This is a genomic window from Methanosarcina sp. WH1 (genome assembly GCF_000970005.1).
GTDB lineage: Archaea > Halobacteriota > Methanosarcinia > Methanosarcinales > Methanosarcinaceae > Methanosarcina.
On sequence record NZ_CP009504.1, the window covers coordinates 2,535,276 to 2,549,796 of the forward strand.

The 14,521-nt window shown below is 42.1% G+C and carries 15 protein-coding genes; 8 read left to right on the plus strand and 7 right to left on the minus strand.

From position 1 onward, the window contains the following. Window positions 1–347: 347 nt before the first annotated feature. The gene (locus MSWH1_RS11115) at window positions 348–752 is read left to right on the plus strand and encodes an FxsA family protein (RefSeq protein WP_048128542.1); all 405 of its coding nucleotides are present in this window, start codon (window positions 348–350) and stop codon (window positions 750–752) included. A 1,086-nt stretch (window positions 753–1,838) separates the two neighbouring features. On the opposite strand, the gene MSWH1_RS11120 is transcribed toward MSWH1_RS11115, so the two are convergent. Together MSWH1_RS11120 and MSWH1_RS11125 are read right to left on the minus strand one after the other, a co-directional pair. Further along, window positions 1,839–2,555: an LrgB family protein gene (locus tag MSWH1_RS11120; protein ID WP_048128544.1), complete on the minus strand. Its 717-nt coding sequence runs from the start codon at window positions 2,553–2,555 to the stop codon at window positions 1,839–1,841. A gap of 1 nt (window position 2,556) precedes the next feature. After that, on the minus strand, window positions 2,557–3,000 hold the full coding sequence (locus MSWH1_RS11125; protein ID WP_048128546.1) for a CidA/LrgA family protein: 444 nt from the start codon (window positions 2,998–3,000) through the stop codon (window positions 2,557–2,559). 313 nt (window positions 3,001–3,313) lie between these two features. On the opposite strand from MSWH1_RS11125, the gene nifS reads away from it, so the two are divergent. The 6 genes from nifS to truD all read left to right on the plus strand — a co-directional run bounded on the left by nifS (window position 3,314) and on the right by truD (window position 9,348). Continuing rightward, entirely contained in the window at window positions 3,314–4,504 is a 1,191-nt protein-coding gene (gene nifS / locus MSWH1_RS11130; RefSeq protein WP_048128548.1) for a cysteine desulfurase NifS, read from the plus strand. 9 nt (window positions 4,505–4,513) lie between these two features. Continuing rightward, window positions 4,514–4,903, plus strand: a complete 390-nt coding sequence (gene nifU / locus MSWH1_RS11135) for a Fe-S cluster assembly scaffold protein NifU (protein ID WP_082088115.1) — start codon at window positions 4,514–4,516, stop codon at window positions 4,901–4,903. A gap of 84 nt (window positions 4,904–4,987) precedes the next feature. Further along, window positions 4,988–5,980, plus strand: a complete 993-nt coding sequence (gene mptN / locus MSWH1_RS11140; RefSeq protein ID WP_048128550.1) for a tetrahydromethanopterin:alpha-L-glutamate ligase — start codon at window positions 4,988–4,990, stop codon at window positions 5,978–5,980. A gap of 165 nt (window positions 5,981–6,145) precedes the next feature. Then, entirely contained in the window at window positions 6,146–6,493 is a 348-nt protein-coding gene (pth2, locus tag MSWH1_RS11145; RefSeq protein ID WP_048128552.1) for a peptidyl-tRNA hydrolase Pth2, read from the plus strand. Between the two features lie 111 nt (window positions 6,494–6,604). Beyond that, a complete protein-coding gene (locus MSWH1_RS11150) occupies window positions 6,605–7,846 on the plus strand; it encodes a transglutaminase family protein (RefSeq protein ID WP_048128554.1) in 1,242 nt (413 codons plus the stop codon). Window positions 7,847–8,031: 185 nt separating this feature from the next. Further along, window positions 8,032–9,348, plus strand: a complete 1,317-nt coding sequence (gene truD / locus MSWH1_RS11155) for a tRNA pseudouridine(13) synthase TruD (protein WP_048128556.1) — start codon at window positions 8,032–8,034, stop codon at window positions 9,346–9,348. Window positions 9,349–9,543: 195 nt separating this feature from the next. Here truD and MSWH1_RS11160 read toward each other — a convergent pair whose 3' ends face one another. From MSWH1_RS11160 to MSWH1_RS11180, 4 genes are all read right to left on the minus strand, one after another. Next, window positions 9,544–9,876, minus strand: a complete 333-nt coding sequence (locus MSWH1_RS11160) for a hypothetical protein (RefSeq protein ID WP_197073963.1) — start codon at window positions 9,874–9,876, stop codon at window positions 9,544–9,546. Between the two features lie 553 nt (window positions 9,877–10,429). Then, the gene (locus MSWH1_RS11170; protein ID WP_231591745.1) at window positions 10,430–10,960 is read right to left on the minus strand and encodes a DUF4013 domain-containing protein; all 531 of its coding nucleotides are present in this window, start codon (window positions 10,958–10,960) and stop codon (window positions 10,430–10,432) included. Window positions 10,961–11,304: 344 nt separating this feature from the next. Beyond that, on the minus strand, window positions 11,305–13,125 hold the full coding sequence (locus tag MSWH1_RS11175; protein WP_082088241.1) for a PQQ-binding-like beta-propeller repeat protein: 1,821 nt from the start codon (window positions 13,123–13,125) through the stop codon (window positions 11,305–11,307). 17 nt (window positions 13,126–13,142) lie between these two features. Then, window positions 13,143–13,622 carry a hypothetical protein gene (locus tag MSWH1_RS11180; RefSeq protein ID WP_048128564.1) on the minus strand — a complete coding sequence of 160 codons (480 nt, stop codon included), beginning with the start codon at window positions 13,620–13,622 and terminating at the stop codon, window positions 13,143–13,145. Between the two features lie 225 nt (window positions 13,623–13,847). On the opposite strand from MSWH1_RS11180, the gene MSWH1_RS11185 reads away from it, so the two are divergent. Continuing rightward, a complete protein-coding gene (locus tag MSWH1_RS11185) occupies window positions 13,848–14,159 on the plus strand; it encodes a hypothetical protein (protein ID WP_231585485.1) in 312 nt (103 codons plus the stop codon). A gap of 214 nt (window positions 14,160–14,373) precedes the next feature. Here the strand turns inward: MSWH1_RS11185 and MSWH1_RS20585 are convergent, their stop codons facing one another. After that, window positions 14,374–14,508, minus strand: a complete 135-nt coding sequence (locus MSWH1_RS20585) for a hypothetical protein (protein WP_255350462.1) — start codon at window positions 14,506–14,508, stop codon at window positions 14,374–14,376. Window positions 14,509–14,521 lie beyond the last annotated feature (13 nt).

A 14,521-nucleotide genomic window follows, 5' to 3' on the forward strand; every position in this document is an offset into this window, starting at 1 on the left:
AAAGTTAGAGTAATAGAAATACGAATAGAATAGAAAAGCATATCGAATGAAAGTATTGTTCATAGGAGAAAGCATTAAAAAAATTTCGAATAAAGCATAAATCAAACATTGAAAAATTACTATTTAGTATTAAATTTGAGATAAAAAAGAGCCATTTCCGATTCTTTTTGCCCTACCAGACCCCGAGCCTTACGAGATAAAGCTCCGAAAAACAATATAGCTCCAAAAAAACAATATATAAGAACTATACTCTTCTTATTGCTTAAAAATTTGAAATGAACTGTTAATTACTGATAAAAATTAATAAACGCTTAATAACCATTTAAGGATCTCTGAAACTGACCACCATGTTTCTCAAACTCTTTTCCCTCTTTCTGATTATTCCCATTGTGGAGATTTATCTCCTGATCAAGATAGGAGGTATAATCGGAGCTACTAACACCATACTTATTATTTTGATTACTGCGACCCTTGGGGCTTACCTGACAAAAAGCCAGGGCTTTCGGGTGCTTCGCCAGATCCAGGAGGCAACAGCACAGGGATATGTGCCGGGAAATGAACTCCTGCACGGGCTCTTTGTCCTGATCGGAGGTTTTGCCCTCCTGACTCCCGGCTTTCTGACCGATGCCATAGGCTTCTCCATGCTAATTCCCCAGATTCGAGAAATCTATGTGGGGTTAGCAAAAGGCATCATAAAGAAAAAGATAGAACAGGGCAATTTCCAGATGCGGATGTATACGGATTTCAGGTGACCCCGAAGTTTCGCTTCCCGAGTTTCGCTTCGGGATCACAGAAAATAGGAGATTTTCTGGGAGTTGCACTGCAAGCGCAACAGCACGAGGTCCTTTTCGCTGCGCTCAAGAGGACTATTTGATGGGGTTTAGCAGTGAGCTTTGCTCAATATGACAAATCTATAAGTTCTAGAGTAATCTTTGCTCAAGCGACCACGATTACAATATTTCTGACCCGTACAACCATATTACCCACTTTCCGCAGTAAATTTTTGCATATTCACAATTTTTCCTGCTATCGATTTTCAATAAAACGTGGATTTATTGGACTTTTATGCAGGAGGTAAAGCAGTTATATGGTGTATCATAAAGACAAAAAAACGATATCATTCAATTTTCACCAGGTTCCATTAAAAGTCCAAATTAATTTGATTTGTTTCAAAAATGCTATCAGGGAAAATATTGATTTTTGAAAAAATACTGCGGAATGTGGGATATTAACTATACCTAAATATTTCTTCAAGCTCGACGCAGGAGAGCGGTCTTACTAAGAAAAAAGAAGACGAAAGGAAGAAACAAGCCATCAAGTAGAAACAGCCAGTGACACCTGTAAGGAACTAGCTTGTAAAAGTGACCAGGGAAACTGATAACTATTTACTTCTTTTTTGCTTTATTACAGGGTCGCTAGACAAGTTGGCGGGGGCATCCAGTAAAATTTAGATTAAAAAAAGTTTTAGTGGTCAGAATAAGTATTTATTAAACCGGGCTATACTTCTTCAAGAGTTCAATTACTCCATATCGTACTATTATCTGACCTTTCGCAGGTGTCTAATAAATTTATCTATTTTTCTAATAAACATATAAATATTAAATATACAGTAGTTCCGAATAACCCAAGTTCAGAACGCTGAATTTAGAACATCATTAAATATTCTCAATTAACTCTCTGGCTCTTCGTCATTCTTTATGGATAGGATGATTTTTAATTCAAGAACGCGTTGGTTTTTATGAAGACATCAATACAAAAGTCACAATAGGTCTATAATATTAGAGTATCCATTCCGGTTTTGCATATCGCATATTGTAAAATTTTGGAAATTAAGATTCTTAGAACAAGAGCCCGAACACGTAAAGTAACACTGGTGCCAGAAAAACCGTAATCAGGCCTGCAATTCCGATTGCAAGTCCGCTCATTGCTCCTTCGGTTTCCCCGAGTTCTATTGCCCTCGTTGTCCCGAGAGCGTGGGAAGCTGTACCGATTGCAATGCCAATTGCAACCCTGTCATTTATGCGGAAGCAGCGGCAGATGAGAGGTCCAAGCACAGCCCCTATGATTCCTGTTACTATAATTGCAGCCACGGTTATTGCAGGCAGGCCGCCTATCTGTTTTGAAATCTCTATTCCTATGGGAGTGGTCACGGATTTCGGGACAAGAGAATTGGTTATCACTTTGTCAAACCCTAAAAGGCTGGAGAAGATAACGATGCTTGAGATACCCGCAATGCAACCTGCACTTATGCCTGTAATTATGGGGAGGGCATCGCTTTTCAGGAGCTGGATTTTTTTGTAGAGGGGCACAGCAAGGACAACGGTTGCAGGCCCGAGGAAAAAGGAAATGTAGTCTCCACCCACATTATAAGTCTCGAAATCTATCCTGAAATAAAGGAGGAAAAGAATCACGAGCACAAGGCTCACAAGAAGAGGATTAAAGACCGAAGAACGGGTCTTCTTATAGAGCAGGGTACCTATCTGAAAAGCAACTAAAGAAAGAAGAATTCCAAAAAGGGGCGTACTGAGAAATGCATCCGGAATACCAGCCTGCATTTCAGCTCACCTCTTTCGTCTTTATCTCGCATGCCTGTGAATTATCAGGAACTTTCCCTACCTTATTTTCTCCTTTTCCGGAAAAAGATACATTCTCAGGCCTTTTTTGGAGGAACTTTTTGACGAGCTCTACTGTCAGCCCGGTTACACCCAGAATAACCACTGTTGAGATAACGGAAAACCCGACGACTGCAGTCAATTTTCCTTCAAGCACAGCAAAACAGGTTATAAGGCTGACACCAGCAGGAAGGAAGAAAAAAGCCAGGTTTTCGAGCAGAAAATCGCTGATTCGGTCTATCATTTCAAACTTTATTACACCCGAATACAGGCCGAAAAAAAGGATTAACATGCCCAGAATATTGCCAGGAACAGGCAACTCGAAGACTTCCTGAAGGAACTCACCCAGAAAATATATGCCAAGAATAATCGAAAATTGTTTTAGCAAAACCTCTTTTGCCTCCTGTTGACTGGAACTGGACTAAAGAAATCGGGTTATAAATACCTTCTTAATGCAGGGAAATTATTTACAGTGTAACCCAGACCACAGCATAGCCGGAACATCCCACATATCCAGAAGCTTTCGAATTTTCGGATACATTCAAATTTTCAGATGTTTTTCGAGTTTCCGGATACTTTCTAATTTCTAGATACTTTTCACACTTCCGACACTTTCACATCTAAAGGTACAAACTGAAAGTTTTCGAAGGGCGCACAATAAATTCATATCGAGAAAACTCCTATTTTCATTGGGTGTTCTGATGGGAGAGAAGCGCTTAGTATACATGGACCACGCAGCTACCACATTCACAAAACAGGAAGTGGTTGAAACTATGCTGCCTTTTTTGAAAGAAAATTACGGGAATCCTTCTTCCCTGTACTCGATAGGCAGAGAAGGCAGGGAAGCCCTGGAAACCTCAAGGGAAAAGCTTTCAAAGGCTCTTGGAGCCAGGCCCGAAGAAATTTATTTTACTTCAGGGGGAACCGAATCCGATAACTGGGCTATCAAAGGCACGGCTTTTGCCAGGCAAAAGAAAGGAAAGCATATTATCTCCACGCCAATCGAACACCATGCAGTGCTTTACCCCTGCAAGTATCTGGAAACGCAGGGCTTTGATGTAACATATCTGCATGTAGACCGATACGGGCTTGTAGACCCTTCGGACCTGGAAACCGCAATAAGAAAGGATACCATTCTGATCTCGATCATGTATGCCAATAACGAAATAGGGACAATAGAGCCCATTTTAGAGATCGGGAAGGTTGCCAGGGAACATGGAATTCCTTTTCATACCGATGCCGTACAGGTAATAGGGAAGGTTCCCCTTGACATGCAAAAGGAACATAAGAATGTGGACATGCTCTCCCTTTCCTCGCATAAGTTCTACGGGCCAAAAGGGGTCGGAGCCCTTTACATAAAAGAAGGGACAGAAATTGACAATTACATGCACGGAGGCGCGCAGGAGAGGGAAAAACGCCCGGGGACAGAAAATGTTGCAGGGATCGTAGGCATGGGAAAGGCGATAGAACTTGCAACCTCAAATATCGAGGAACATAATGAAAAGCTCAGGAAAATGAGAGAACGCCTTATGGTCGGAACCCTTGAAATTCCTTACTGCAGGCTCAACGGGCATCCGGAAAAACGCCTTCCTGAGAACCTGAACTTCAGTTTTGAGTATATAGAAGGGGAATCCCTGCTGCTCATGCTTGACCAGATGGGGATCTGCTGTTCAACAGGCAGCGCCTGCTCTTCGGGTTCTTCTGAACTTTCACATGTGCTCAGGGCATTAGGGGTGCCTCCAAAAACCGCCCAGGGTTCCCTGCGCCTGACCCTCGGGGATGCAAATTCCGAAGAAGATATTGATTATGTCCTCGAAGTGCTGCCTGAAGTCGTTGGAAAATTGAGAGCGATATCTCCATTCTACAAGCCAGAAAACGAGTGTGAAAAGTGAGGGAGTTTTGTGTATAATAAAAAGGTAATGGACCATTTTATGAACCCTAGAAATGTGGGGGAAATAGAGAATGCTGACGGTATCGGAGAAGCCGGAAACCCCCATGGGGACCAGATGAAAATTTTCCTTAAAATCCGGGACAACAGGATTGAGGATGTAAAGTTCAAGACATTTGGCTGTGCAGCAGCAATCGCATCCAGCAGCATGGCAACTGAAATGATAAAAGGCAAAACCCTTGAAGAAGCCTGGGAGCTTACGAACGAAACCGTGGCTGAAGCGCTTGAGGGGCTTCCTCCGGGAAAACTGGAGTGTTCGGTGGTGTCCAGGGAAGCGACCCACAGGGCAATCAATGATTACCGCAAAAAACAGGGGCTTGAGCCTCTTGCAGAGCAGGCTTGAGAGAAATCATCTTGCGTGAACTCCTGCAAGCCTCCTGAATATCTTTATCGTAAACTTGATCATAAGGATACCAGATCATATCCTATGAAAAAAATAGGGATCGCAATTACCGACCCGGAAGACTGGACAGCCCGGGCACTCGTCAATGCTGCGAAGGAAAAAGGCTTTTCTCCTTTTGTTCTTGACCTGAGGACAGCAGAAGTCAGTATAAGTTCAAAAACTTCCGAGCCAGCAGCTCTTTTTAAAGCAGGGAAAATCCTGCTCTCGGACCTTGATGCCCTCATTGTCAGAGATGCAGGGGCAGGGGCTTTTGAAGGAGTATCTTTCAGGTTTGATATCCTTAGGGAACTGGAAGCAGGAGGGGTTCCGGTTATAAACTCTCCAGAAGCTATCCAGAACGCGGCGAACAAGTACCATGCTTCTTACCTCCTGGCAAAAGCCGGCCTTCCGATACCTGAAACTATAGCCATCCAGAGTGTGGAAGCAGCCTTAAGGGTAGTAGCCAGGTTCGGAGATGCTGTCATAAAACCTGTTTATGGTTATAAAGGAAAGGATATTGCAAGGATAAAGGAAGGAGAAATCCGGTTTTCAGATAGAAAAACCGGGCCTGTACCTGTGGAAGAGGCTCTTGAAAGTCTGCTTGAAGATAGGGGGATGTTGTATATCCAGGAGTTTATAGAAAATCCGGGAAGGGACATAAGGGCTTTTGTTGTGGGAGACACTGCCATAGGCGCAATTTACCGAAAAGCTGCAGCAGGTTCCTGGGTGAACAACCTCAGTCAGGGAGGAAGTGCAGACCGATGTGTACTTACCGATGAACAAAAGGAAATTGCAGTAAAAGCTTCCCTTGCAGTAGGCGCGACATTTGCAGGTATTGATATTATAGAAGGTCCTGAAGATCAAAATGAAAAAGAGAATAAAAATAAAAATAAAAAAATTGAAGATAGAGGCAATAGAAATAAACAGGGTTCCCGGATACTTGAAGTTAATGGAACACCTTCAGGAAAAGGGATTTTTGACGCATGGAGAATAAATCCTGCCGAGTATATTCTGGAATACCTGCAAGATATTTTATGAATTAACTATAAATGTTAGCAAAAATTGTATAAAATATATTAGGAAGAAGTATGATAGAGGTATTCTCAAACCTGTAAACTATCAGACCTGTGAAACTCAATTCGGAAAGGTTGCACAGAAAACATTTAAGATATAGGTTAACCTTGGATAAGCCCGAGGAAAAGGATGAGTGAATACAAACAGTGCATAGTTACCCGGGACGACCTGAAACTTTCCAAAGGTAAGTTTGCTGTACAGGTGGCTCACGCTGCTCTTTCTGCAGCAGAATGGGCAAGCAAAAGCGACCTTGAAAAATGGAAGGAAGGAGGACAAAAAAAAGTTGTCCTGAAAGTTCCCACCCTTAAGGACCTTTATGATCTTAAGGAAAAAGCAAGACGGGAAGGTCTTCCAACAGCCATGATACAGGATGCAGGACTTACGGAAATCCCCCCAGGGACAGTCACGGTGCTTGGAATCGGACCGGCAAAAGAAGAGATTATAGATAAGGTCACGCGAGATCTTAAACTTGTTTAATTGCCCTGCAAAAAGGATTGGATACGTTAAAAAATGAGCAGAAGATACCTGGAGAGATGCTTTCACTGACAGAAAAAAGTTCTGCCTGTAATTCTATTCAGGAGGGCATTAATGGATAAACCGGAGTTTTCAGAAAAAAATGCACTATCAATAATTGCAATCTTATTCATATGCCTTGTACTTATTACAATTACTGGATTTCTCTTTTCGGACTCGGTTGGCAATATTACACATGGGTTAAGAGATTATCTCGAGCTGGGTACGGAGTCTGAAAGCTCTGAAGAGGTATTCGTACCTGATACGGGTTCTTTTACTTTCCCGGCAATACCCTCATATTCCACTGAGAAAAACGAACTTACCCCTGTCCTGAGAACCCCACTGCAGCCTGGTTTTTCCCTGAGCAGCAGTTACCAGACCTCAGAGTTTTACCAGGGAGGGATAAGTTATTTTAAAATAAGCATTAAAAACGAAGGCCGAAACCCAATTTTTATTGATAGGTACGGAGTTTCTGTTAACGCCTCCGAAAACCAGGTCTTTTCCGAAGATTGCGGAGCTTTACTTATCCCAGGAGAAGAACAGAGTCTCGGATTAATCGCAGTTCAGGTACCTGAAGAAGAAAAAGCCAGCTTCAGCATTGTCCTCTGGCTGCTTGCCTCGACATCGGAAGGCAAATGGCATGAATATGAGCCCTATTTTATGAATGGATTTGCTCCCGATCTAAAGCCAATGCCTGAAAAAATTACTCCAAAATACAGATACAATCCAACTTATTACTTTAGAATAATAAACCGACTGGTGGAACCAGCCGAACCTGATGTAAGGAGCAAAGCAGCCGAAATAGCCCGGTCATATCCTGGAGCCTACAATATCTATCAGGTCTGTGCCCTCTTTGACATGGTAAAAGAGGAAATCAAATATGTAAGTGACCCGAGAGGTAACGACGTATGGGAGCCAGCCAACGTCACTCTGAGGATAGGAGCAGGAGACTGCGAAGATCAGGCAATTCTCCTCTCGTCCATGCTTGAAGCTGTGGGGGGTACAACTCGAGTCTATCTGACAGACAACCATGCTTTCGCAGCTTCGTATATAGGCAACGGAACCGATTCAACTGATGCCGCAGTTAAAGGAATAAGGGCTTATTACGGAAATGTTGATGTAAACTACCTGACTGACGAATACGGTTCCTGGCTCATGCTTGACCCCACTTCCAGCCTTTATGCAGGCGGACTTCCCGGAAAAACGGCTCAGGTAAAGGTTCAGACCGTCGGAGAAAACGAAACATACAGGAGCTGGACCTTCATAAACACAAGCACAGTAAAAGTGATTGACATCAGCACCGGAGCAATTAAATAAGTCCCGTTTATTAACCCCAGCAGCACACAGGGGAAAAACCCTTCCCTGGAACCTGCTGATCTGCACAATTAATCGGCAGACCTTATCCTTTAATTCTTAGTCTTGGCTAAGAATTTCAATAAATCCAGCCGTAAATTTTACCCAGTTAAATTTGATCTAATTTATATAAGGAGTGTTGGCAACCTATGGAAGTTCCGGAAATTGAAAAACAGATAGGAATGAATCTTTACTTTACTGATACCGAAGGGCTTGGAGGGCAGCTCCGTCAGGAAATAGAGGATTTCATTGTAAAAGAGGTCACAAACAGGGAGGAAGGAAAGGAAGGAAAATACCTCATCCTCGAACTTACAAAACGAGACTGGGATACGCACCATTTCACCAGGACCCTCGCAAAAATCCTCCAGGTAAGCCAGAAAAGAATCAGCGTTGCAGGTACAAAAGATAAACGGGCACTCACTACCCAGAAGATCAGCATATTTGATACCGATGCATCTGAAATCCAAAAAATCCACTTAAAAGACATAGAGCTGAAAGTGCTGGGCCGCTCCCGGAAGTCTGTGGAACTTGGAGACCTGTGGGGAAATGATTTCATTATCACAGTCCGGGGCATTGAGAGTTCTCCAGAAAAAACAGGCTCTCTGCTCAAAAAGACAACTGAAGAAATCCTTGCTCAGGGCGGCGTTCCCAACTTCTTTGGGGTCCAGCGTTTCGGCTCTGTCCGCCCTGTGACTCATCTGGTAGGAAAAGACATTGTTGAAGGAAACTTTGAAAAGGCAGCCCTCCGCTATATTGCTGAACCTTTCCCGGATGAACCGGAAGAGACAAAAGCAGCCCGCCAGTTTGTAAAAGACACCCGCGATTATAGAGAGGGGCTGAAAACCTATCCCCTCCGCCTGGGCCACGAACGGGCAATGATGAACCACCTGATAGCAAACCCGGAAGATTATTCCGGAGCGTTCCGCGTGCTCCCCCAGAACCTCTACAGGATGTTCGTACACGGCTATCAGTCCTATATTTATAACATAGTTCTCTGCCGTCGGATTGAACGCGGCATCCCCTTAAACCAGGCAGTGGACGGAGATCTCGTCTGCTTCAGGAACGAAGCCGACCTCCCTGATTCCTCAAAGACTGAAAAAGTCACCTCCGAAACCGTAAACGCCATGAACCGCTTGATTAAGCATGGCAGAGCTTTCATAACCGCCCCCCTTCCGGGCTTTAAGACTGAATTCGCATCCGGTATACCGGGAGAAATCGAAAGCGAGGTCCTCAAAGAACTTGGAGTTTCTCTCGAAGGTTTCAATATAGAAGAGTTCCCGAAAATGAGTTCGAAAGGCACCCGAAGGGAAGTCCTCCTGCATGTGGAACCGAAGTACGAGGTCTCGGAAGATGAGCTGAATCCCGGAAAGTCAAAAGCGGTTCTGAAATTCATGCTCCCCAAGGGAAGTTATGCTACAACCGTGCTGCGGGAATATATGAAAGTGGACCCGCTGCAGATGAGCTGAGAACTCGAACCGGGAAGGGCGCAGGAATATGATGCAGCAGGAAAAAAGGGCTATTCCATGCCGCAATATGCTTTTTTTAGCCAGAACAGCCCTCGACTTCCCGCCAGCCGGTTAAATCACGCTCAAAGTGGGCGAGAGACTTTTCATCACAGTTTAATTCCATTTTCAGGACCAGGTAATTTTTTCATTTCTCCTTCATTTTCTCCTCATCCGAATCCCGGAAACAAGAAACGCAATTCCAAACAAAAGGATTACAGGCAGGGAATAGAATACCGGAATAGACAGAAACAAAAGTAAACTCCAGGCACAGGTATACGGGTCTATGGCTTTAAGGAAAAGATAAAGAACTCCCACTAAAGCTATCAGCCAGGAGCCAAATACAAGGGCTTTGTTATTGCTTTTTCTCAAAAGTACTGCCAGCAGAAGCAGCATTCCAGCAATAGCAATTGGGGGGAAATTATAGGTAGCAGAGTTCTCGAGTCCCCTGGTAAAGAGCAGCCCTCCTTCCCCGTGCTCAAAGGCATACAATATTCCCTCAGTTGAAACCAGGTATAATTTGTCTTTGTAGATCACCGGGTACGATACCGAGGTACCTCTTATTCTGTTGCTGCTCCATACAGGTTCACCTGTACTTGAATTAAATACTATTCATTGGTCATCAGTTAGGAATTTTTTTACCTGTATGCTATCGATTTTAGAGCAAAAATGATTCTCGAATTTCAAACACCCAAACTAAAATTGATACCTTGTTCCAACTTCATATAAATATATGTTTTTGAACTATGTTGCAGAAATAGGGCAATTTAGAATGATTATTCTCTTAACCGAAGACCTATGGAATTTTAAGACAGCCTCTAAGATCGCTGTAAAAAATAGTGCCTTCCAGATTATTTGGAAGTTATCCCCTGGCAAATTTGAGGTCATTTTTCGCATAAAATCTCACCGAGAAAAGATTTCTACAACCTTTGAGGGCCGTGAAGCAAACAAAAAGAAGAAAATCCTGACCAGGAAATCCCGGCCAGAAACTGAGACTGATAACTTAGGCGATCGACGGAATTTTAATTAATTTTTCAATTAACCTTTACAGACCATGGCCTGCTTTCCGTTCCACTAACCTTCCATACAGGTTTGCAACGAATATCGAATTTGTGAAGAACATTGCAGGTATGCCCACAAGTACAATTGAGAGGACTGCAAATATTATGACAAGAGCATACTGTTTCAGTACTGTAACAATATATTCTCCAGGATTGTCCCTGACGATGTTCAGTACATCAAACTCAAAGAAAGACTCGATGGTCTGTTTCCTGAAGAAATTAACCGCAAGCAGAGGGATCACAAAGAACCCTAACAGCAGATTGACAAGGTTCCCCAGGGTTTCATTAACATACGTTGTAGCAAACAGTATCACCATATATGCAATGTAAAATGGAAGAGCCTTCAGAAAAACCATGAATCCCAGTTTCAGGTCTTCCATAAAATCGAGTTTAATAAGCCCTTCATACATACCCTCAATAAATTCGTTAACAAGCCTTACAGCGTAACCGAAAAGTGCAAGCCATCCTATAATGGGAATAAATAACAGGAGTATATAAAGAAGCCTTTGCGGCACTTTGAACGGATACTTAACAGCTTCAGAAAAACTTATGGTTTCTATAATAATCACCAGATATAGTTTTATTTATCAAGTATATAAAACCGCGTAAATATAAAATTACAGATGTATATAAAGTTCAATAAATAAGCTTCTCGAGCCGAAATCTGCTATTATTGCCTGGAAAACTGATTCTTCCTACCTCAACCGGGGTGCTTTTCAGGATGTATCGGGGATTTAAGAAGTTCAAGAAGAAACAGTAAAAGCCGATCTTAAAAGAGAAGAAAAAAGAGGATATCGGCAGCCAAGTACAATTGAATTAATTTGGCAAATTAAAGAAAAAGCGGCAATATTTGAGATTCTCAAAGCTGCCTCCTCTTTCGGATCCCATACATAAGAAACGCAATGCCAAACAAAAAGATTACAAACATAAACAAGAAGACAAAAACAACAAAGAATCCGAATCCAAGCCCGGCATTATAAGGTTCTATAGCTTTAATAGAAAGAAAAATAACCCCCGTTAGAGCTATTAACCAGGAACCAAAGACAAGGACCCTGTTATCCATTTTTATCAGAAGTATTACCAGCAGGATTAACATTGCTGCGATGGCGACCTGGGGGAAATAATAGGATGCAGAACTCTCGAGACCCTTTGTAAAGAACATACCTTCTTCTCCATGCTCAAAAGCATACAGTGTACCCTCAGTTGAAACCAGGTATAATTTGTCTTTGTAAAGTAAGGGCTTCGAGACATCATATCCTTTTATTCTACTGCTGCCCCATACGAGTTCTCCAGTGCTGGAATCAAAAAATTGTATACTGCTCGAATTCGTACAATATATGAATTTATCACCAATCACAGCTTTGAAAAAACTCACATTTGAATAGGAGTACTCATTAAGAATTTCACCGGTTTCAGGCTTTAGGACACTAGGATTTGAAAAACCAACAAATAATTTGCCATCTGTTACTTCAATGACATTTTCAAACCCCCAATTGTTTGTTTTCCAAACTTCTTCTCCTGATTCAACAGACAATGCAATAATGCTTCTCGGTCTCGAAGCATAAATCAGGTCTTTGTAAAGGAAAGGTTCGAGATTTAAAATCTTGCCCGGATATACAAATTCCCATTCCATGTCTCCCGTATGTGCATTGAGTGCAATTATGCCCTCATCGTCAGGCCATTCCTTATATCCGAACACCACACAATTTCCATTCACCAGAGCCTTTGAAAGCTCATAAACACGACCATTGGTTCCAGCGTCGCTTACATTGAGTTCATATTCCCACTTCAAAGCCCCGTTTTCAGTGTCAATAGCAGACACGTATCTGTCTCTTGGCGTGTTGACAAATAGGGTATCTCCAAATGCAACGGGATTACCCCACCAGATATCCGAATATTCTTTACTCCACAATATTTTTCCGGTTTTTGCGTCCAGTGCATCAATGTTTGAGGAGTAAACAACAAACAAGACCCCATCCTTATACCCCATGTCAACACTCAATCCATCACTCCATTCTTTACTCCAGAGTAAGGTACCAGTTTCCGCATCGAGGGCTATAATGATAGCATCTCCAAAATCCTCTCTACCAATGTAAAGGATTCCGTCCGCAGCAAGTGTTACCCCGGGAGGTATCTCGTACCCGAGCTTCCAGGGCAACTCATAAGTCCAGGCAACTTTCAAAGGCGGCTCCAAGGTTATGGGCTCTGCTTCACTCAAATGGAGTGTGAGGTTGTAAAACTCAAAGTCGTCGTAATTACTGCCATCCGCGTTACTCCCAGAACTGATTTTGATAGTATTGTTCCCCGGATTGAAAAGAGTTGGATGGACCGGAATTTCAATATCCATTTCAGCGTCATCCGGGGTTCCTGCCGGGATATAGTTATTAATGGCTCCAATTTCTATTTCATTGAGGTAAACTTTATCAAGAAATTCATCAGTAGGCCCCAGAACTATGTTTTTGACTGTAGCTCGGAGTTCCGCACTTCTGATATCCACTGAACCCAGAGTAAAAGTTGCCGTATAAACCGGACCTTCCGGATCATCTGGATTCAATTTTTCTTTAAAATTATCCCCAAGGTGATGGGGTTCAGTGTCAAGAACTATTTCAGATGCTGAAGCAGTTGAAACGGAAGCAAATAAAAAAACAAACAAAAATAGTTTAATACAGAATCTTTTCATCACGGATTCCCCCAAATTTATTCCATTTTCCTTACCATGTCAAGAAACACGAGTTTTCTTGCTTCATCTACAGGGAGAAGGTAACCGTCGACCTCATCAATTTTGGGATTTGAGGGATCTACTCCGTATTTTTCAATATAAGTTGCCCTTGCTTCCTCTATTACTGCTAACATTTCCTGCTCGCTCATCACAACATCATAATCCACACCTTCTTTCGAACCCTCCGGGGGCTCACCTGCCTCAGTGACAAGAACTCTTGAGTTACTTTGAAGAACAGTGCCCTCAAGATGATGCGGAAGTTCTCCCCTGGCAAATTTCAGGTCATTTTCAGTAATATCGTATTCTTTATACATCTCCTGCAGTTCCTCGTCCGTATAATTAAGATAGCCGGTAAGAACCATATCAGCAACTGCCTTTACTTGGCTATTGTGAAATGTTCCGAGAATTCCAACGATACACAAAAAAAATACGATTACTGCTATCCATGTTTTATTCATGAAAGCCTCTCCAATGGCCAATGTTGAATACAAGAAATTAAGTACATTACAAAATAAGAAAGAAATTTTAAATCATATAATGTTTCTGTAAAAAAATAAAATAGTTAAAAATTAAAAAATAATTTAGTGAAATAAAATTTAAATTTTCCATTTAGTTAGATAGTATGAAGAGAAAAAGACAAATAGACCTTATATTCAAAAACTGGTGAAGTAAAGAGTTAAAGTATGCAAAAGGGAAAAGAAAAACGAGAAGCGAATAGCAGAAGAAAAGGCGACCCCTGGTTTTTAGAAGGTGACGAATTAAACAGGATGAGCAGTGAAGAACTCCGTGCCCTTGCCGAGCAGAACGAGACGGTAAGAAAAATGCTTGAAGAGGACCAGAAACTTGAACCCGTCCGGATCGAAAGTCTTGAAGATCTGGAACACCTTCCGGAAAACTATCCAGAAGAATTAAAAAGACTGATGATCGAAGATTATCTTGCGAAACAAAATATTTTGGAAGAAACCGCAAACATTTCAGATAATGTCCCGAAATAAACAACAAGGGACGAGGCAGAAATATAAAAAAAGTTCTTACCAGGAGGGAAAATTCTTACCAGGAGGGAAAATTCTTACCAGGAAGGAAAATTCTTACCAGGAGGGAAAATTCTTAAAATTGCACAGTAATTGAGAAGAAATTTACGGGGCCTGGTTTTAGAAATTCCCGGACCCTCTAACGAAAGTAAGACAAAAAGGGAAAAGTATAAAAGGATTATTTTTTCTTCTTTTCCTTTGCAAGCTTTTTCTTTGCGTCCTTGCTGCCTGCGGAAGCCAGTTTTTCCAGCTCTTCTATCTTTCCTTTCTTAGCGGCCTTTCTCCTATCCATATCTTTTTTAGACATTGCCATTGTATATACCTTC